At 70.6% G+C, this 18,343-nt stretch carries 20 protein-coding genes; 15 read left to right on the top strand and 5 right to left on the bottom strand.

The window, feature by feature from the left end:
• From AB0N73_RS11445 to AB0N73_RS11460, 4 genes are all read right to left on the bottom strand, one after another.
• Positions 1 to 909 carry a TIGR01777 family oxidoreductase gene (locus AB0N73_RS11445; RefSeq protein WP_363563502.1) on the bottom strand — a complete coding sequence of 303 codons (909 nt, stop codon included), beginning with the start codon at positions 907 to 909 and terminating at the stop codon, positions 1 to 3.
• Entirely contained in the window at positions 902 to 1,327 is a 426-nt protein-coding gene (locus tag AB0N73_RS11450; RefSeq protein ID WP_363563504.1) for an OsmC family peroxiredoxin, read from the bottom strand. Before AB0N73_RS11450 ends, AB0N73_RS11445 begins: the two co-directional genes overlap by 8 nt.
• 89 nt (positions 1,328 to 1,416) lie before the next feature.
• On the bottom strand, positions 1,417 to 1,971 hold the full coding sequence (locus tag AB0N73_RS11455) for a DUF4395 domain-containing protein (protein ID WP_363563506.1): 555 nt from the start codon (positions 1,969 to 1,971) through the stop codon (positions 1,417 to 1,419).
• Positions 1,964 to 2,401, bottom strand: a complete 438-nt coding sequence (locus AB0N73_RS11460) for a thioredoxin family protein (protein WP_363563508.1) — start codon at positions 2,399 to 2,401, stop codon at positions 1,964 to 1,966. Before AB0N73_RS11460 ends, AB0N73_RS11455 begins: the two co-directional genes overlap by 8 nt.
• Positions 2,402 to 2,536: 135 nt before the next feature.
• Here AB0N73_RS11460 and thyX point away from each other — a divergent pair, with 135 nt between their 5' ends.
• Both thyX and AB0N73_RS11470 read left to right on the top strand, forming a co-directional pair.
• Positions 2,537 to 3,235, top strand: a complete 699-nt coding sequence (thyX, locus tag AB0N73_RS11465; RefSeq protein ID WP_363563619.1) for an FAD-dependent thymidylate synthase — start codon at positions 2,537 to 2,539, stop codon at positions 3,233 to 3,235.
• A 25-nt stretch (positions 3,236 to 3,260) separates the two neighbouring features.
• Positions 3,261 to 4,022 carry an SDR family NAD(P)-dependent oxidoreductase gene (locus tag AB0N73_RS11470; protein WP_363563510.1) on the top strand — a complete coding sequence of 254 codons (762 nt, stop codon included), beginning with the start codon at positions 3,261 to 3,263 and terminating at the stop codon, positions 4,020 to 4,022.
• Positions 4,023 to 4,029: 7 nt separating this feature from the next.
• On the opposite strand, the gene AB0N73_RS11475 is transcribed toward AB0N73_RS11470, so the two are convergent.
• On the bottom strand, positions 4,030 to 4,569 hold the full coding sequence (locus AB0N73_RS11475; protein WP_363563512.1) for an NUDIX hydrolase: 540 nt from the start codon (positions 4,567 to 4,569) through the stop codon (positions 4,030 to 4,032).
• Positions 4,570 to 4,880: 311 nt separating this feature from the next.
• Between AB0N73_RS11475 and AB0N73_RS11480 the strand changes: the two genes are divergently transcribed.
• From AB0N73_RS11480 to AB0N73_RS11540, 13 genes are all read left to right on the top strand, one after another.
• Complete coding sequence (locus tag AB0N73_RS11480) at positions 4,881 to 5,729, top strand: DUF559 domain-containing protein (RefSeq protein ID WP_363563514.1); 849 nt, start codon at positions 4,881 to 4,883, stop codon at positions 5,727 to 5,729.
• A gap of 78 nt (positions 5,730 to 5,807) precedes the next feature.
• Positions 5,808 to 6,785, top strand: a complete 978-nt coding sequence (dapA, locus tag AB0N73_RS11485; RefSeq protein ID WP_363563516.1) for a 4-hydroxy-tetrahydrodipicolinate synthase — start codon at positions 5,808 to 5,810, stop codon at positions 6,783 to 6,785.
• Between the two features lie 98 nt (positions 6,786 to 6,883).
• The gene (locus tag AB0N73_RS11490) at positions 6,884 to 8,560 is read left to right on the top strand and encodes a ribonuclease J (protein WP_363563518.1); all 1,677 of its coding nucleotides are present in this window, start codon (positions 6,884 to 6,886) and stop codon (positions 8,558 to 8,560) included.
• Between the two features lie 103 nt (positions 8,561 to 8,663).
• Positions 8,664 to 11,357, top strand: coding sequence for a DNA translocase FtsK 4TM domain-containing protein (locus AB0N73_RS11495; RefSeq protein WP_363563520.1), 2,694 nt, complete (start codon positions 8,664 to 8,666; stop codon positions 11,355 to 11,357).
• A 30-nt stretch (positions 11,358 to 11,387) separates the two neighbouring features.
• Complete coding sequence (pgsA, locus tag AB0N73_RS11500) at positions 11,388 to 11,975, top strand: CDP-diacylglycerol--glycerol-3-phosphate 3-phosphatidyltransferase (protein ID WP_363563522.1); 588 nt, start codon at positions 11,388 to 11,390, stop codon at positions 11,973 to 11,975.
• Complete coding sequence (locus AB0N73_RS11505; RefSeq protein WP_363563524.1) at positions 11,965 to 12,507, top strand: CinA family protein; 543 nt, start codon at positions 11,965 to 11,967, stop codon at positions 12,505 to 12,507. Before pgsA ends, AB0N73_RS11505 begins: the two co-directional genes overlap by 11 nt.
• A gap of 133 nt (positions 12,508 to 12,640) precedes the next feature.
• Complete coding sequence (locus tag AB0N73_RS11510; protein WP_363563526.1) at positions 12,641 to 12,949, top strand: helix-turn-helix transcriptional regulator; 309 nt, start codon at positions 12,641 to 12,643, stop codon at positions 12,947 to 12,949.
• Positions 12,950 to 13,171 (top strand): DUF3046 domain-containing protein, encoded by a 222-nt coding sequence (locus AB0N73_RS11515; RefSeq protein ID WP_363563528.1) that lies wholly within the window; start codon positions 12,950 to 12,952, stop codon positions 13,169 to 13,171.
• Positions 13,172 to 13,394: 223 nt separating this feature from the next.
• Positions 13,395 to 14,444: a recombinase RecA gene (gene recA / locus AB0N73_RS11520; protein WP_363563530.1), complete on the top strand. Its 1,050-nt coding sequence runs from the start codon at positions 13,395 to 13,397 to the stop codon at positions 14,442 to 14,444.
• A complete protein-coding gene (locus AB0N73_RS11525) occupies positions 14,441 to 15,349 on the top strand; it encodes a regulatory protein RecX (protein ID WP_363563532.1) in 909 nt (302 codons plus the stop codon). The genes recA and AB0N73_RS11525 overlap by 4 nt, the downstream gene beginning before the upstream one ends.
• Before the next feature lie 103 nt (positions 15,350 to 15,452).
• Positions 15,453 to 16,997, top strand: coding sequence for a tRNA (N6-isopentenyl adenosine(37)-C2)-methylthiotransferase MiaB (gene miaB, locus AB0N73_RS11530; RefSeq protein WP_363563534.1), 1,545 nt, complete (start codon positions 15,453 to 15,455; stop codon positions 16,995 to 16,997).
• A complete protein-coding gene (gene miaA / locus AB0N73_RS11535) occupies positions 16,994 to 17,911 on the top strand; it encodes a tRNA (adenosine(37)-N6)-dimethylallyltransferase MiaA (RefSeq protein WP_363563536.1) in 918 nt (305 codons plus the stop codon). The genes miaB and miaA overlap by 4 nt, the downstream gene beginning before the upstream one ends.
• Positions 17,908 to 18,330, top strand: coding sequence for a GNAT family acetyltransferase (locus AB0N73_RS11540; protein ID WP_363563538.1), 423 nt, complete (start codon positions 17,908 to 17,910; stop codon positions 18,328 to 18,330). Before miaA ends, AB0N73_RS11540 begins: the two co-directional genes overlap by 4 nt.
• The last annotated feature ends 13 nt before the right edge of the window (positions 18,331 to 18,343 follow it).

Consider the following 18,343-nt stretch of genomic DNA (forward strand, 5'->3'; position numbering starts at 1 on the left):
TCAGTCGGCGGCGGGGACGGCCTCGGCGACCGCCTCCTCGACGCTCGCCTGGGCGAAGCGGTACCCGCTGTCGAGCAGGCGCTGCGGGGCCACATCCGCGTCGTTGGTGAGCAGCGCCTCGGTCGCATCCGCGCCGAGGGCGAGCTTCATCCCCCACACCGGCGCGCGCACGACGAACGGCCGGTTCATGCGTCGGGCCAGCGCGAAGCCCAGGTCGTTCGCGGTGGCGCGCGTGGGACCGGTGAGGTTGACGGGACCGTCGATGCCCTCACGCAGGATGTGACGGATCGCCCCGACCTCGTCGGGCAGCGAGATCCACGGCCACACCTGCGTGCCGGGGCCGATCGGTCCGGAGGCGCCGAGCTTGGTCAGCAGCAGAAGCGGTTTCAGGACGCCGCGTTCGTGCACGACGGGAGCGGTGCGCAGCAGCGTCACCCGGCTGGCGGGGCCGGCCTGCCGCGCCGCGTCCTCCCAGGCGACGGTGAGACGCGCGAGGAAGCCGTCGCCGGCAGGGGAGGTCTCGTCCAGGTGCACGCCGGGACGGGAGCCGTAGAAGCCGACCGCGGATGCCGACACGAACGCCGGAGCGTCGGGGCCGAGGGCCCGCAGGGCCGTCGCGAGCGTGCGCGTGGGGGTGAGCCGCGACCAGAGCAACTCGCTCTTGTACCCGTGGGTCCAGGGGAAGTGCCCGACGCTGGCCCCACCGAGAGCGACCACCGCGTCGGCGCCCGCGAGGACCGCGGGGTCGAGCGGCGTCGCATCCTGCAGCCAGGTCACCTCGTCGGCGCCGCGTGCGGGTCGGCGCACGAGCGTCGTCACGTGGATGCCGTCGGCGCGGAGCGATGAGACCAGTGCCGTGCCGATGAGCCCCGACGCGCCCGAGACGACGACGCGCCGCACCTCAGGCAAGCGTCGCCTCGAGGGTGATCTCGATGCCGGCCAGTGCCTGCGAGACCGGGCAGCCGGTCTTGGCCTCTGCGGCGAGGCGGGCGAAGTCCTCGGCCGAGAGCCCGGGCACGGTGGCGTTCACGTTCAGGTGGCTTCCGGTGATGCCGGTGCCGGGGATGAACGTGACGGATGCGGTGGTCTCGACGCGCTCGGCGACCGTGCCGTTCTCTGCGAGGGCGTGCGAGAGCGCCATGCTGAAGCAGGAGGAGTGGGCGGCGGCGAGGAGCTCCTCGGGCGTGGTCACCGAGGTGGACCCTTCGCTGCGGGCCTTCCAGTTGACCGGCAGCGGTCCCTGGTTCGAGGACTCGAGGGCGACATCGCCCGAGCCGCTGCTCAGGCTCCCGGTCCAGGTGGTGGTTGCTTCGCTCGTCACGCTCATGGTGATCCTCCCGCCGGCCGTGTCTCGGCCTCCGCGCTCAGGCTAACCCGCGCTCCGATGAGCGGGCGATGCCTTGACAGGCGAGCTGATCAGGCGGGTGCGCCGCCGCGCCCGACGATGCCGACGCGCTGCAGCACGAGGTACAGCTGGCATCCCAGGCACAGGCTGAAGACGGCGTTGAGGAACGCCGCGACGAACGCGGCGGCGGCCGCGATCGGGAGCGCCCACGGGACGCCGATCAGATGCAGCACGAGTCCCACGGTGACGACGAACAGGCCGACGCCCTGCGCGAAACGCGGCGGGCGCGGGTCCTCGAACTCGGTCGCCGGGCGAAGGCGCGGCTGCACCACCCGGCGGTAGAGCACGCCCCACGGCGCGGTGCGCGGCGACAGCACCCCCCAGAGGAAGAGCAGGGCGATGGCCAGGAGCAGCAGGAAGGCGGGCTGCGTCGCGCGCTCCTGGAGCGACGGGCCGGGGAAGGCCATCTGGTCGGGCAGTGGCTGGTACGCGAACCATCCGATGGTGCGCGTGCTGGTCGTTGCGATCAGCCCGAGGAAGACGTCGACCAGCAGCAGCACGGCGGTGATGGATGCGGCGAAGCGGGGACCACGCACGTCGATCTTGGCGGGGGTGCGGTCAGACATGCGTCGTCTCCTCGGTGACACGGGCGAGTTCGAGCTCGATGACGTGGCGCCCGGGCGTTCCGCCGAAGCGGGTGCGGATGACGCCGTGCTGGTCGAGGACGAGGGTCGTGGGGGTCTGCAGCACCTGGAAGTGCCGGGCGATGTCGGGACGCTCGGTGAGGTCCACATCCAGGTGCAGGACGCCGTCCTGCTTCGCCGCCACATCCGAGAGCGTCCGGTGCACACCCGGGCAGCGCGAGCAGAACTCGGTGCTGAACTGCAGCAGCGTGGCACGGGAACCCAGGGCATCCGCTCCCAGTCGGCGCGGATCCACGGCCTCCGCGGGGTCCACCCGCCGGGGGCGCTTCTCCCGCCAGCGCAGCGCCAGACCGAGCACCACGGTCACCGCGAGAAGGGCGGTGAGCACGATGAGTGCGAGAAGGATGTCCACGACATCCCAGGGTAATCCGCGCGGGGGTGCGCAGCGCCGAAAGCGCCGAAGATGACGCACGGGCGTAACACGGGACGCGGGTACGCTGGTGGGGTGACGGACGCGCAGACCCCCGACATCCAGTTCCGCAGCGACATGACGGTCGAGCTCGTCCGTTCCAGCGCCTCCGACTCCGACGTGCTGTTCGCGGCCCGCGTGTCGACGCAGGGCGAGCAGACGCTCGATGCGGCGGCCGCCGGCACCGAGGCGACCGGACGCGACCGCGGCCTCATCAACTACCTCATGCGCGACCGTCACGGCTCGCCGTTCGAGCACAACTCGATGACGTTCTACGTGCAGGCGCCCATCTTCGTGTTCCGCGAGTTCATGCGGCACCGCATCGCGTCGTACAACGAGGAATCGGGCCGCTACCGCGAGCTGCGTCCCGTGTTCTACGTCCCCGCCCGCGAGCGCAACCTGCTCCAGGTCGGAAAGCCCGGAGCGTACGAGTTCCTCCCCGGGACCGACGAGCAGCACGCGCTGGTCGACACCGCCACGCGCGACGCCGCCGAGTTCGCCTTCCTCGCGTACCAGCGGATGCTCGACGCCGGCGTCGCCCGCGAGGTCGCGCGCATCGTCCTTCCGCTCAACATCTACTCGTCGATGTACGTGACGATGAACGCGCGTGCGCTGATGAACTTCCTGTCGCTGCGCACCAAGGCGGAGGGCACGCACTTCCCGTCGTTCCCGCAGCGCGAGATCGAGATGTGCGCGGAGCAGATGGAGGCGCACTTCCGCGAGCTCATGCCGCTGACCTACGCCTCCTTCAACGCGAACGGCCGCGTCGCCCCCTGACCCCGCTCGGCCTAGGCTGACCGCCATGGCCACAGCACTGATCACGGGAGCCAGCTCGGGGCTCGGGGCCGAGTACGCGCGCCGGCTCGCCGCGCGCGGCGCGGACCTCGTGCTCGTCGCACGCGACGTCGACGCGCTCACGGCGATCGCCGCGGAGATCCGCGACGCGACCGGTGCGACGGTCGAGATCCTGGGCGCCGATCTGCTCGACCCCGCCGATCGGGAGCGGGTCGTGGCCCGATTGTCCGACGCCCGGCATCCGGTCGACCTGCTCGTCAACAACGCCGGGTTCGGGCTGCCACTCGACTTCGCGAGCAACGACATCGACGACGAGGCGCGGCATCTGGCGCTGCATGTGGAGGTGCCGATGCGGCTGTCCCACGCGGCCCTGGGCGTCATGCTCGCGCGGGGAAGCGGCCGCATCCTCAACGTCGCGTCCGTCGCTGCGTTCATGCCGAGGTCGACATACGGTGCCTGCAAGCTCTGGCTCGTCTCGTTCAGCCGGTGGGCGAACGCGGTCTACGCCGACCGGGGCGTGACCGTCACCGCCGTCTGCCCGGGGTTCACCCACACGAACTTCCACGAGCGCCTCGGGCTTCCTCCCGGAGAGGAGGGCGTCGCCGGCTGGATGTGGCTCGACGCAGCCACGGTCGTCGAGCAGTCCCTGCGGCATGCCGCCCGCGGTCGCTCGGTGTCGATCCCCACCCGGCGCTACCGCGCGCTGGCGCGTCTGGCGGGACGGGTGCCCGACCGCATCACCGCCCGGCTCGGGATGAAGGGCCGCTGATCCGCGGTCAGGCGAAGCGGCCCAGGTGGATGCCGGCGTATGCGAGCGCTGCGACGGTCTCGCCATCGGTGATCTCGCCGTCGGCCACCATGCGCAGGGCCTCGGCGAACGGCACGCGGCGCACCTCGGCGATGCCCTCCTCGTGCTGCGTCGTGGAGGCATCCGCGGGAGCCGAGAGACCCTGCGCCAGGAAGACGTGCTCCGGTGCCACCGCGATGCCGTTCAGGGCGTTCATCGTCCCGAGGCGGCGCCAGCGGGATGCGGTGAGGCCGGTCTCCTCGAGCAGCTCCCGACGTGCCGCCGCCTCGGGGTCCTCGCCGTCGCTTCCCCCGGCGGGCACCTCCCACGACGCCCCCGTCGTGTACCGCTGCACCGACACCAGGCAGACGCGGTCGTCGTCGTCGAGCGCGACGATGAACACCGCCGGCTGGCGCATCTCGACGACGCCATAGATGCCCACGCCGTGCGGACCGTCGACGTCGTCCTCGCGCACGCGGATCCAGTTGTTCTCGTACACGACTCGGGTCTCGAGGGTCCGCCACACCATGTCGCCACCCTAGGGCGTGGGTGCTGGGGGCCGGGTGCCGGCGCATCCGGCCCGGCGCCGCATCCGGTGCCGGCGCATTCGGCCCGGCGCCGCTGCCCGGTGCGGCTGTCGCTTCCGGCGCCAATGCCCGCACACCTGCACGACCGGTGGTGCAGGTGTTGCCTGCCGGGTCACTCCCGACACCACCTGCACCACCGGTCGTGCATCTGTCACGGCTCGCGCCTCCTCCCCGGCGCGGCGAGGACGGCGCGTCGTCCCCGGTCGTGCCTTCCGGTCTGCCCTGCCGCCCCCGCGGGGCGGAGCCTCGGGGGATGGACCCCCTCGCGATCGCCGAACGCATCCGCCGGATGGGTGGCGTCGCGCGTGGGCGCACCATCGGGGCGTCCCGCTCGGAGCTCGCCCGCGCTGCCAGGGACGGCATCGTGGCGCGGTTGCGCCCCGGCATCTACGCGGTCGGCGTGCACCCGTCCGTGCGCGACGCCGCGGCACACGGCGGCATGGTCGCCTGCGCCAGCGCGCTGCGTATGCACGGCGTGTGGGTGCTCGAGGATCCCGCCACGCTTCACGTCTGGCTGGGCCCTGACGGTCGTGCGCATCCGCACGAGGGATGCCGCTGCGTCGGCCATCGGGATGCGGGGAGGACGGCCTTCGGCGTCGTCCGGCTCGTCCACGCGCTCGTCCAGGCCGCCTCCTGCCTCGGGGCCGAGGTGTTCTTCGTGGCGTTCGAGTCCGCGTGGCGCCAGGGGATGCTGACGCGGGCCGACCGCGTCGAGGTGAGGTCGCGGCTCACCGCCCGCCACCGCCGCCTCGTCGACATCGCGCGGGCGGACGCGGACAGCGGCCTCGAATCGCTGCTGCGCTTGCGGATGACCCGGCTCGGCCTGCGCCTCGAGAGCCAGGTCGGGATCGCGGGTGTCGGCGTCGTCGACTTCCTCATCGAGGGGCGCCTCGTGATCGAGGTGGACGGTCGCCTCAACCACGAGGGCGCGAGCCTGCGCCACAAGGATCTGGTGCGCGATGCGGAGGCGGCCGCCCGCGGGTTCGAGACGTTGAGGTTCGACTACGCGCTGATCGTGCACGACTGGCCGCGGGTCGAGCGCGCCGTCCTGGCCAGGCTGCGGGCGGTGCGCGCCGCGGACGCTCGGGCGGGACGCCGCTGAGCGACCGGCCGCGTCGCGGCGCCGTCCCGTCCGGTGGATCCCGACGGGACGGTGGGCGGAAACCGATAACCTGGGAGCATGACGCACACGGGCAACCCCTTCGGACAGGTGCTCGTCGCGCTCGTCACTCCGATGACGGCCGACGGCGAGGTCGACTGGCCCGCCGTGGAGAAGCACATCGACGACGTCATCGGCGCCGGCGCGGACGGCATCGTCGTGACCGGGACGACCGGGGAGACGAGCACGCTGACCGACCCCGAGAAGCTCCGCCTCGTCGAGGTCGGCAAGGATGTGGCATCCGGCCGCGCGAAGATCATCACAGGCGGCGGCTCGAACGAGACCGCCCACGCGATCGAGCTCTACAAGGCCAGCGAGAAGGCCGGCGCGGACGGCATCATGATCGTCACGCCGTACTACAACAAGCCCACGCAGGCGGGCGTCCTCACCCACTTCCGCCTCGTCGCCGACGCCACCGATCTGCCGGTGATCCTCTACGACATCCCCGGACGCACCGGGGTGCCGATCACCTACGAGACGATCCTGCGCATCGCGAAGCACCCCAACGTCCTCGCGATCAAGGACGCCAAGGGCGACTTCAGCGAGGTCAGCCGCGTGCTGAACCAGACCGATCTGATGTACTTCTCCGGCGATGACGCCAACGTCCTGCCGCACCTGTCGATCGGTGCCACCGGTCTGATCGGCGTGACCGCCAACATCGCCGCCGCGCCGTATCGCACGATCGTGGATGCGGTGAACCGCGGCGACCTCGCCGCAGCGACGGCCGCCCACCGGAGCCTCGAGCCGCTCGTTCGCGCCGTCATGACGCACGTGCCCGGAACCGTGAGCGCCAAGTACATCCTGCACGGGCTCGGTCGGATCTCGAGCCCGCGCGTGCGACTGCCGCTGGTGGGCCCCGAAGAGTGGGAGGCCGCGCTCATCGAGGACGAGCTGGCTCTCGTCTCCAACGTCGCCGGCGCCGACTTCTCCAACTTCCGCCCCGACCGCAACGCGGCCGCCGGCGGTGCTCTGCCGAAGGTCCACGGCACGACACGCTGACAACCGTCCGCCCCGCGGGGCGGACACAACAGCCCGCGAGGGCACGCCCCCGGGCGCACACGACGGATGCAGCACGTGCCGCATCCGGGAAGGCACGCATGGCCACCACGATCTACGACCCGCCCGCCCTCGAGGCCGGAACCCTCCGCGTCACCCCGCTCGGGGGACTCGGCGAGGTCGGCCGCAACATGACCACCTTCGAATACGAGGGCAAGATCCTCGTCGTCGACTGCGGCGTCCTCTTCCCCGAGGAGCACCAGCCCGGCGTCGACCTGATCCTGCCGGACTTCGCGCCGCTGCGCGATCGCCTGGACGACATCGTGGGCGTCGTGCTGACGCACGGCCACGAAGACCACATCGGCGCCGTCCCCTACCTGCTGAAGCAGAAGAGCGACATCCCGGTGATCGGCTCGGGCCTCACGCTGGCGCTCGTCGAGGCCAAGCTCAAGGAGCACCGCGTCAAGGCCTACACGCTCACCGTCGCCGAGGGGCAGCGCGAGCAGGTCGGACCCTTCGACCTGGAGTTCGTCGCGGTCAACCACTCGATCCCGGATGCGCTCGCCGTCGCGATCCGCACGCCGGCGGGGATGGCGCTCGCCACGGGCGACTTCAAGATGGACCAGCTGCCGCTCGACGGGCGCCTCACCGATCTCCGTGCCTTCGCACGCCTGGGCGAAGAGGGCATCGACCTGTTCCTGGTCGACTCCACCAACGCCGACGTGCCGGGCTTCACGCCGCTCGAGCGGTCGATCGGCCCCGTGCTCGACCAGGTCATCGCCAAGGCCCCGCGCCGGGTCATCGTGGCGAGCTTCTCGAGCCACGTGCACCGGGTGCAGCAGGTCATCGACGCGGCGGCGGCCAACGGTCGTCGCGTCGCGTTCCTCGGTCGCAGCATGGTGCGCAACATGACCATCGCCGAGGACCTCGGCTACCTCAAGGTGCCGCAGGGCGTGCTGATCGACTACAAGAAGGCGCGCGATCTGCCCGACGACCGCATCGTCTTCATGTCGACGGGCTCGCAGGGAGAGCCGATGGCGGTGCTCTCGCGCATGGCCAACCTCGACCACGCGATCGAGCCGGGTCCCGGTGACACGATCATCCTCGCCTCCAGTCAGATCCCCGGCAACGAGAACGCGATCTACCGCGTGATCGACGGGCTGACCAAGCTCGGCGCGAACGTGGTGCACAAGGGCAACGCGAAGGTGCACGTGTCGGGTCACGCCGCCGCGGGCGAGCTGCTCTACTGCTACAACATCCTCAAGCCCCGCAACGTCCTGCCGGTGCACGGCGAATACCGGCACCTCATGGCCAACGCGAAGCTCGCGCAGGACACCGGGATCCCGGCCGAGCGCACGATCCTCGCCGAGAACGGCACGGTGATCGACCTGAAGGACGGCGTCGCGCAGGTCGTCGGACAGCGCGACATCGGCTTCGTCTACGTCGACGGCTCGACCGTCGGCGAGATCACCGACGCCGACCTCAAGGACCGCCGGATCCTCGGCGAAGAGGGCTTCATCTCGGTGATCGTCGTGGTGGATGCCGCGACGGGCCGCATCATCACCGGGCCCGAGATCCACGCGCGCGGCTTCGCGGAAGCCGATGCCGTCTTCGACGACGTCAAGCCCAAGATCGCCGCCGCGCTGGCGGAGGCCGCCGGCTCCGGCGTGCGCGACACGCATGCGCTCTCGCAGGTCGTGCGGCGCACGATCGGCCGTTGGGTCAACCAGCGGCTGCGTCGCCGCCCGATGATCGTCCCGCTGGTCATCGAGGCCTGATCTTCTCCGCGAAGCTCCCCGGTCGGTGTTCCGACCGGGGAGCTTCGTCGTCGTCGCCGCGTGGCTCCCGGGCATTGTCGGGGGTCGCGCCTAGCGTGAGGGCATGGCTCGCAGTTCCGCCTCTCCAGGTCGTGCCCCCGCGAAGGGCAGCACGACGTCGCGCGCCCGGAAGCCCGCTCCCGCCCCGAAGGGCTACGTGGGCGAGGCCGACAAGCCGCCGCTCGTGGCCCGCGCGTGGCTCGGGCTGGCCCATCTGACCGGCGGGCTCTTCCGCGCGTTCGGGCCCGAGAACCTCGAGAAGGACCAGCGTCGCGACGGCTTCCCGTTCCTGATCGTCCTGCTGGCGATCGCCGGCACGGTCATCGAGTGGTTCTTCATCGGCACCGACGTCTCGGCGAACATCAGCGCGTACAGCATCGGCGGTCTCGTCGGCCGCACCGCGTTCGTGCTGCCGGTGCTGCTCATCCTCCTCGCGGGATGGCTGTTCCGGCATCCCTCGTCGGTGCACGACAACGGGCGCATCGGCATCGGGTTCGCTCTCTTCGTCCTGACGATCACCGGTTTCTGCCATGTGCTCGGCGGGCGGCCGCAGCCGTCCGAGGGTCTCCCGTCGCTCAGCACGGCCGGCGGGCTGTTCGGCTGGATGGTGGGGGAGCCGCTCGCGCTCCTGCTCAGCGAAGTGGGCGCCGGCATCCTGCTCGGCCTCATCGCCGTGCTGAGCGTCCTGATCCTCACCAAGACCCCGCCCAATCGCATCGGCACGCGTCTCGGCGACCTCTACGCGTGGATGTTCGGCGCCGAGCGCCGGACGCCCGAAGAGCGTGCCGCCGCCACCACGGCGGCCGCGGCCGACGACGACGCGACCGAGGCCATGCCCTGGTGGCGTCGTAACAAGACCGGGCGGGAACAGGACCCCGACGACGGGCCCGGTTCGCAGGATCTCACCGAGCTGCTGTTCGACTCCACCCCGCCGCGGGGCGGGTTCGAGCAGGCCATCGAGACCGCGCCGCCCGTTCTGCCGCCCCGTCCCTCCCCGGACGCGCTCACCGAAGTGATCGACCCCTCGGTCATCGCCGCCGCCGAGCGCGCTGTCGCGGCCAGCCGCGCCGGATCCGACCTGCAGGACGATGGAGACTCCGGCCCCCAGCCCACGCTCCCCGACATCGAAGGGTTCGGGGGCAGCGGCGACCGCGTGCCGCCCGCCGCGGCCTACGCCCTGCCGACCCTCACGGCCCTCGCCGCGGGCTCGGCGCCCAAGGAGCGCTCCGAGGCGAACGACGTCATCGTCCGCGCCATCATGGGCGTGTTCGAGCAGTTCAAGATCGATGCCAAGGTCACCGGCTTCTCGCGGGGCCCGACCGTCACGCAGTACGAGGTCGAGGTCGGCCACGGCGTGAAGGTCGAGCGCATCACCGCGCTCACGAACAACATCGCGTATGCCGTCGCCTCCAACGAGGTGCGCATCCTCGCGCCGATCCCCGGCAAGAGCGCGATCGGCGTCGAGATCCCCAACACCGACCGCGAGATCGTCACGCTCGGCGACATCCTGCGCTCCACGCCGGCTCAGCAGTCCACGCACCCCATGACGATCGGGGTGGGCAAGGACGTCGGCGGTGGTTTCGTCGTCGCGAACCTGGCGAAGATGCCCCACCTGCTCGTCGCGGGTTCCACCGGCTCGGGTAAGTCGAGCTTCGTCAACTCGATGATCACCTCGTTGCTGATGCGGGCCAAGCCCTCCGAGGTGCGCATGGTGCTCATCGACCCGAAGCGCGTCGAGCTGACCTCGTACGCCGGTGTGCCGCACCTGATCACGCCCATCATCACGAACCCCAAGAAGGCTGCCGAGGCGCTGCAGTGGGTCGTGAAGGAGATGGACATGCGCTACGACGACCTGGCGTCGTTCGGCTTCCGTCACATCGACGACTTCAACAAGGCCGTCGTCGCCGGGCAGATCCAGCTTCCCTCCGGCAGCGAGCGGGTGCTGAAGCCCTACCCGTACCTCCTGGTCGTGGTCGACGAGCTGGCCGACCTGATGATGGTCGCGCCGCGCGACGTCGAGGACTCGATCGTGCGCATCACGCAGCTCGCGCGCGCCAGCGGCATCCACCTCGTGCTCGCGACGCAGCGACCCAGCGTCGACGTCGTCACGGGTCTCATCAAGGCCAACGTGCCGTCGCGTCTCGCGTTCGCGGTGACGAGCGTCACCGACTCCCGCGTGATCCTGGATCAGCCCGGGGCCGATCGTCTGATCGGCCAGGGCGACGGACTCTTCCTGCCCATGGGGGCGTCCAAGGCGATCCGCGTGCAGGGCGCCTGGGTCAGCGAGGACGAGATCGAGAAGGTCGTCCAGCACGTCACGGGCCAGGCGCGACCCGAGTACCGGTCGGATGTGGCCGCCGTCGCGGAGAAGAAAGAGATCGACGCCGACATCGGCGACGACCTGGAGCTCCTGCTGGCCGCTGCCGAGCTCGTCGTCTCGACGCAGTTCGGATCGACCTCCATGCTGCAGCGAAAGCTCCGCGTCGGCTTCGCGAAGGCCGGTCGGCTCATGGATCTGCTCGAGTCGCGCGAGATCGTCGGCCCCTCCGAGGGGTCGAAGGCCCGCGACGTCATGGTCACCGCCGAGCAGCTGCCCGACGTCCTGGCACGGTTGCGCGGCGACGACCCGCCCGCGGCCGCCGGGGCGGCCGATCCGTACGGACCGGATGCCGTGGCGGCGCAGTTCGAAGGGCTCGAGGTCGTCGAGGGCGAGAGCGATGAGTCCGAGGACGCCTGGGGCCTCACCGGTCGGGACTGATCGGGCGGGTCTCTTCGCTAGGCTCGGATCGTGACCGTACCTCGTCAGCTCCCCAACGCGATCACGATCGTGCGCATCCTGTGCGCGCCGGTGTTCCTGTGGCTCCTGCTCGCCGACGGCGGCGACGGGGGAGCGCTGCGGTGGTGGGCGGCGGCGCTGTTCATCGTCGCGATCGCCACGGACGGCATCGACGGCTATCTCGCCCGCCGCTACGAGATCGTCACCGATCTCGGCAAGCTGCTCGATCCGATCGCCGACAAGGCGCTGACCGGGTGTGCGTTCGTGGGGCTGTCGATCCTGTGGGAACTGCCATGGTGGATCACGATCGTCGTGCTCGTGCGCGAGGTCGGCATCACGATCTACCGGTTCGCCGTGGTGAGCGATCACGTCCTGGCAGCCGCGTGGATGGGCAAGCTCAAGACGGTGGCGCAGGCGGTCGCGCTGTCGCTCGCCCTGATGCCGTTGGCGCCGATCGTCGGCGAGTGGATCGATGTCGTGAACACGATCACGATGACCGTCGCCGTGGTCCTCACGATCGCGAGCGGCATCGATTACATCGTGAGCGAGATCCGCGGTCGGCGCGGACGGACGACCGAGGAGGTCGGGGGTGTCCGATGACGGTCGTTTCGCCGAGTCACCCGTGGACGAGGCGACCTCCATCGTCGATGGTCGACGCACGGACGCCGAGCGCATCGTCGAACGCCTGACGGACCTCGGCTGGACCATCGCGGTCGCCGAGTCGTTGACGGGCGGCGCCCTCTGCGGTGAACTCGTCGGTGTTCCCGGAGCATCCGCCGTCGTGCGCGGAGGCATCGTCGCCTACGCGACCGACCTCAAGCAGCGCCTCCTCGGCGTCGACGCGCTCGTCCTCGAGCTGGGCGGCGCCGTGCAGGCGAAGGTGGCGCGTCAGATGGCCGACGGGGTGCGCGACGCGGCGGCAGCGGACGGGCAGCGCGTGGATGTCGGGGTCGCCACCACGGGCATCGCCGGCCCGGAATCGCCGGACGGCCAGCCCGTCGGCACGGTCTACATCGGGGTCTCCACACCGCTCGGCACCCGGGTCGAGCTGCTGCAGCTCGCGGGCGATCGTGCGTCGATCCGCGAGCAGAGCGTGCGCCGCGCTCTGCGGATGGTGCTCGAGGCGCTCTGAGACCTGTGTTTCCCAGGTGTTACATTGCACGATTCCCACCCGCTGTCCAGCGGCCGGGATTAGATTGGCCTCAGGTGATGTTGTACCGTTATGCACCCGGAACAGCACCGGAGTGACAGGAGGAGGGCCCGAGATGATCCTGGTACGTCACGAGATCGGTGAGGTCCTTCGCGAGCTCCGGCAGCAGAAGGGCCGGACACTGCGTCAGGTCGCGAGCCGTGCGAGCGTTGCGCTGGGCTATTTGAGCGAAGTGGAGCGCGGGCAGAAGGAGGCCTCGAGCGAGATCCTCGCCTCGGTGGCCGAAGCGCTCGATGTGCCGATCTCCACGATCATGCGCGAAGTCTCCGATCGTCTCTCGGTGCTCGAGGGAATGACATCGTTCCCCGACGTCGTTCCGGACGAGCTCGTCGCCATGGCGTCGCCCGAGCTGTCGCTGCGCTGAATGCGTCGAAGCGAATTCGATCGCGCCGTCTCGGATGAGTTCGGTGCCCGGGGTGCCTACCTGACCTCGGACCTCGTGCTCTCCGCGTGCGGGGACCGCACGGCCGCTCAAGCCCTGTCGGCGGGAGTTCCGGTGCGCCAGGTCTGGCTCGCGCTCTGCGAGGAGACGGATGTCCCGGTTCCGCGCCGTCACGGTGCAGGGCGCCTCGAACCGCGTTCCTGATGTCGGCGTGTCGTCGAAGATTCGTTCGATAGACGCGTAGTCTCCTGCACAGATGGTCTCGTTGAGACGTTTGTGCACGGATGAGGGTGTGCCCGACGCGATGTCGGACCCCCCTCGTAGCGTGGTCAACGTCACGACGACACCATGCCTTGTCGTTGTCCACGGCTCTTCGGTCGTGGCGCGACAGCCTACAGGCACCCGACAGCGAGCATCAGGAGACACCATGCCTTCACCCGCAGACCGCGAGAAAGCCCTCGAATCGGCTCTCGCCCAGATCGACCGGCAGTTCGGAAAGGGCTCGGTCATGCGACTGGGCAGCGACGACCGCGCTCCCGTCGAGATCATCCCCACGGGGTCGATCGCCCTCGATGTCGCTCTCGGCGTGGGCGGACTGCCCCGCGGTCGCATCATCGAGATCTACGGCCCGGAGTCCTCGGGTAAGACCACGCTGACGCTGCACGCGATCGCCAACGTGCAGCGTGCCGGCGGCATCGCCGCGTTCATCGATGCGGAGCACGCCCTCGACCCCGATTACGCGCAGAAGCTGGGCGTCGACATCGACCAGCTCCTGGTCTCCCAGCCCGACACGGGTGAGCAGGCGCTCGAGATCGCCGACATGCTGGTGCGTTCGGGCGCGATCGACCTGGTCGTCATCGACTCCGTCGCCGCTCTCGTGCCGAAGGCCGAGATCGAGGGCGAGATGGGTGACACGCACGTGGGTCTGCAGGCGCGCCTCATGTCGCAGGCGCTGCGAAAGCTCACGGGTGGTCTGAACCAGACCAACACCACGATGATCTTCATCAACCAGCTCCGCGAGAAGATCGGCGTCTTCTTCGGATCGCCCGAGACCACCGCCGGTGGTAAGGCGCTGAAGTTCTACGCGTCCGTCCGACTCGACATCCGTCGTATCGAGACGCTCAAGGACGGCACGGAGGCCGTGGGTAACCGCACCCGCGTCAAGGTCGTCAAGAACAAGATGGCGCCCCCGTTCAAGCAGGCGGAGTTCGACATCCTCTACGGCGTCGGCATCTCGCGCGAGGGCAGCCTGATCGACTTCGGCGTCGAGCACACGATCATCAAGAAGTCGGGTGCGTGGTACACGTACGACGGCGAGCAGCTCGGGCAGGGCAAGGAGAACGCGCGCAACTTCCTGCTGAGCAACCCGGACGTCGCCGCCGACATCGAGCAGAAGATCAAGACCAAGCTCGGCATCGGCGTGCCCAAGGGCGAGGCCGTGGCAGAAGACGAGCTGGCCAAGCGCCGACCGGCATGAGTTCCCGTGACAACGGGGGCGAGTCCGATGGTCTCGCCCCCGTGATCCCCCTGTTCGGACGGAAGGCGCCCGCGGCTCCCTCCACCGTGACGGACGGGGAGGCCGTGACCGTCGGCGGCGACGCGGAGGATGGCACCGATACCGATGCTCGATGGGCGACACCGGGAACGGATGCCGCCGGCTGGGCGCGCGCCGCCGAGGCGCATGCCGACGCGGCGGACAGCGACGACGACATCCTCGATGCCGATGCCGATGCCGATGCCGATGCCGATGCCGACGTGACGGTCGGTTCCGCCGGGGCCGGTGGCGTCGCGCGTGTCCGGCGTCTCGTGCCGGTCGTCGACACCGCCGACGACGAGGAGCCACCGGCGATCGCGCCGGACGAGGCGGTGGCGCAGGCGTCGCAGCTGCTGTTGCGGCGTCTGCGCGGGCGCTCGCTCTCGGTCCGCGAGGCTCGCACGCTGCTCCTGAGGCAGGACCTCCGCGAGGATCTCGCCGAGGGGGTCATCGAGGAGTTCCTGCGGTTGCGCTACCTCGACGACGCCACCCTGGCCGAGCAGCTCGTGCACGCGGGGATCGAGCGTCGTCACGAGGGCAGAGCGGCGATCGCGCAATCGCTCTCCCGTCGGGGCGTCCCGCGTGAGGTCGCCGATGTCGCGCTGGAGGCGATTCCGGACGACGATATGGACCGCGCTCTCGAGTACGCGCGTCGCAAAGCCGGCGCGGTGGGAGGCCGGGACGCGGACGCGTCTCTCCGGCGGCTGGTGGGGCAGCTCGTGCGCCGCGGGTATCCCTCGGGCGTCGCCATGAGCGCAGCGCGGGTCGCCCTCGCCGAGCAGCACGCCGGGGCCTCGAGGTTCGATCCGTCCCGTCCGCGCCGCATGCCGCGCTTCGAAGACGGATAGGCGGCGCCACCGCCTCCGCCGGTCCGGTCACCGCTCCGTGAGGTCGGGGGCCCGGGGCACGCCTCATCCCTCCGCGGCCCGTCGAACGTAGAATGGGGCCATCATGACGACCCCCTCGAGCGCCCCCACTCTGATCGCGGCGTCGCCGGCCGCGCGCGCCGCCGACGGCCGCGTCCGCACCTACGAGGTGCGCACCTTCGGATGCCAGATGAACGTCCACGACTCGGAGCGGCTCTCCGGCTCGCTCGAGAGCGCCGGCTACATCGCCGCGGACGCGGGCGACGAGGCCGACGTCATCGTCATCAACACGTGCGCCGTGCGCGACAACGCCTCGGGAAAGCTCTACGGCACGCTCGGCCACCTCAAGAGCCGCAAGAGCGCGCACGAGGGTATGCAGATCGCCGTCGGGGGATGCCTCGCGCAGATGGAAAAGCAGGCGGTCCTCGAGAAGGCGCCCTGGGTCGACGTGGTCTTCGGCACCCACAACATGGGGTCGCTGCCGAGCCTCCTCGAACGCGCACGCCACAACGAGGAGGCCGAACTCGAGATCCTCGAGTCCCTCGACGTCTTCCCGTCGACGCTCCCGACCAAGCGCGACAGCGTCTACAGCGGGTGGGTGTCGATCTCGGTCGGCTGCAACAACACCTGCACCTTCTGCATCGTGCCGAGCCTTCGCGGCAAGGAGAAGGATCGCCGCCCGGGCGAGATCCTCAGCGAGATCCGCCTGCTGGTCGACGACGGCGCGATGGAGGTCACGCTGCTCGGGCAGAACGTGAACTCCTACGGCGTCGAGTTCGGCGACCGCCACGCGTTCGGCAAGCTGCTGCGCGCCGCGGGCGAGATCGAGGGGCTCGAGCGCATCCGCTTCACGAGCCCGCATCCGGCCGCGTTCACCGACGATGTGATCGACGCGATGGCCGAGACCCCCGCCGTCATGCCGCAGCTGCACATGCCGCTGCAGTCCGGCAGCGACCGCATCCTCAAGGCGATGCGCCGGTCGTACCGGTCCGAGAAGTTCCTCGGCATCATCGACCGGGTCCGGGCCCGCATCCCGAACGCCGCCATCTCGACCGACATCATCGTGGGATTCCCGGGTGAGACCGAGGAGGACTTCCTCGAGACCATGCGGGTCGTCGAGCAGGCGCGTTTCGCGAGCGCCTTCACCTTCCAGTACTCGATCCGCGAGGGGACTCCCGCGGCCACCATGCCGGACCAGGTGCCCAAGGCCGTCGTCCAGGAGCGCTACGAGCGCCTCATGGCCCTGCAGGACCGCATCTCGCTGGAGGAGAACCAGAAGCAGGTCGGCACCGAGCTGCACGTGCTCGTCTCCGCCGCGGAGGGCAAGAAGGCCAGCGAGACGCATCGGCTCACGGGACGCGCGGAAGACAACCGTCTCGTGCACTTCGAGGTCCCCGACGGGTCGCCGGTGCCGCGTCCGGGCGACGTCGTGACCGTGACCGTGACGCACGCGGCCCCGTTCCACCTCCTCGCGGACGCCCCCGACGGGGCGCCGCTGCGCATCCGCCGCACCCGCTCGGGGGATGCCTGGGACCGCTCGCTCGCCGAGTCGTGCGGCGTCCCCGCGCCCGGTGGCGGCGCGCCCGCGGCCGTCTCGCTCGGCCTGCCGTCGCTGCGCCCCGCGCGATGACCGGGAGTCCCCGGCTGCGGGTCATCGCCGGGGCGACGGGAACCGGCAAGACCGCGCTGTCGCTCGCGCTCGCAGAGGCGCTCGCCGCCGCCGGCCGAGGCGCCGAGATCGTCAACGCGGATGCCATGCAGCTGTACCGCGGCATGGACATCGGCACGGCGAAGCTGCCGGCATCCGAGCGGCGGGGCATCCCGCACCACATGTTCGACGTGCTCGACGTCACGGATGAGGCCGCCGTCGCGCAGTACCAGCCCGCGGCACGCGCCGTCATCGACGACATCCTCGGACGCGGCCTGGACGCGATCCTCGTCGGCGGCTCCGGTCTCTACGTCTCGAGCATCGTCTACGACTTCCGCTTCCCGCCGAGGGATGCGGCGCTTCGAGCCGGCCTCGAAGCCGAGCTCGTGGCGGACGGGCCGGGTGCGCTGTTCACCCGGCTGCGCGCCCTCGACCCCGCCACGGCGGAGCGCATCGACCCGCAGAACGGCCGGCGCATCGTCCGCGCGCTCGAGATCCTCGCTCAGGGGGGCGCGACGCACGGCGCCGCGCTGCCGGAGGCGCCTCGTCTCTGGCGCGAGGGGACGCAGCTGCTGGTCGCCCACGTCGACCGCGACGTCCTCGTCCCGCGGCTCGATCGGCGCGTCGAGGGGATGTGGCAGGACGGCCTGCTCGACGAGGTCTCGGTGTTGCGCGCGCACGGGCTCGATCGTGGCGTGACCGCGCGGCGGGCGATCGGGTACGCGCAGGCGCTGGCCCAGCTCGACGGCGACCTGACGCAGCAGGACGCGATCGCCCAGACGCAGGCGCTGACACGCCGCTACGCCCGGCGCCAGGTGTCGTGGTTCCGCCGGTACCCCGGTGCGCGCCCCGTCCAGCACGGCGGTGACCCGCGCGCGTGGCTCGGCGCATCGTGACGTGGGAGATCCGTGCGTTCCGTGCGGCCGAGACGGATGCGGTGGTCGCCCTCTGGCACGCCGCGGGACTGACACGCCCCTGGAACGACCCGCACCGCGACATCGAGCGGAAGCTGTCGGTGCAGCCCGAGCTCTTCCTCGTCGCGGTGCATGCGGGGGAGATCATCGGTACCGTCATGGCGGGCTACGACGGGCACCGCGGCTGGCTCTACTACCTCGCGGTCGACCCGGCGCGAACGGGTGAGGGGATCGGCCGGGCGCTGGTCGCCGAGGCCGAGCGGCTGCTGCTGGCGATGGGGTGCCCCAAGGTGCAGCTGATGGTGCGCCCCGACAACGCCGGCGCCCGCGGGTTCTACGAGGCTCTCGGCTACGAGCGCTTCGAGACCTGGAACACCGGGAAGCGCCTGATCGCCGACTGAACGCACCCGCGGA

This window comes from Microbacterium sp. NPDC089189 (genome assembly GCF_040685095.1).
In the GTDB taxonomy this organism is placed as follows: domain Bacteria; phylum Actinomycetota; class Actinomycetes; order Actinomycetales; family Microbacteriaceae; genus Microbacterium.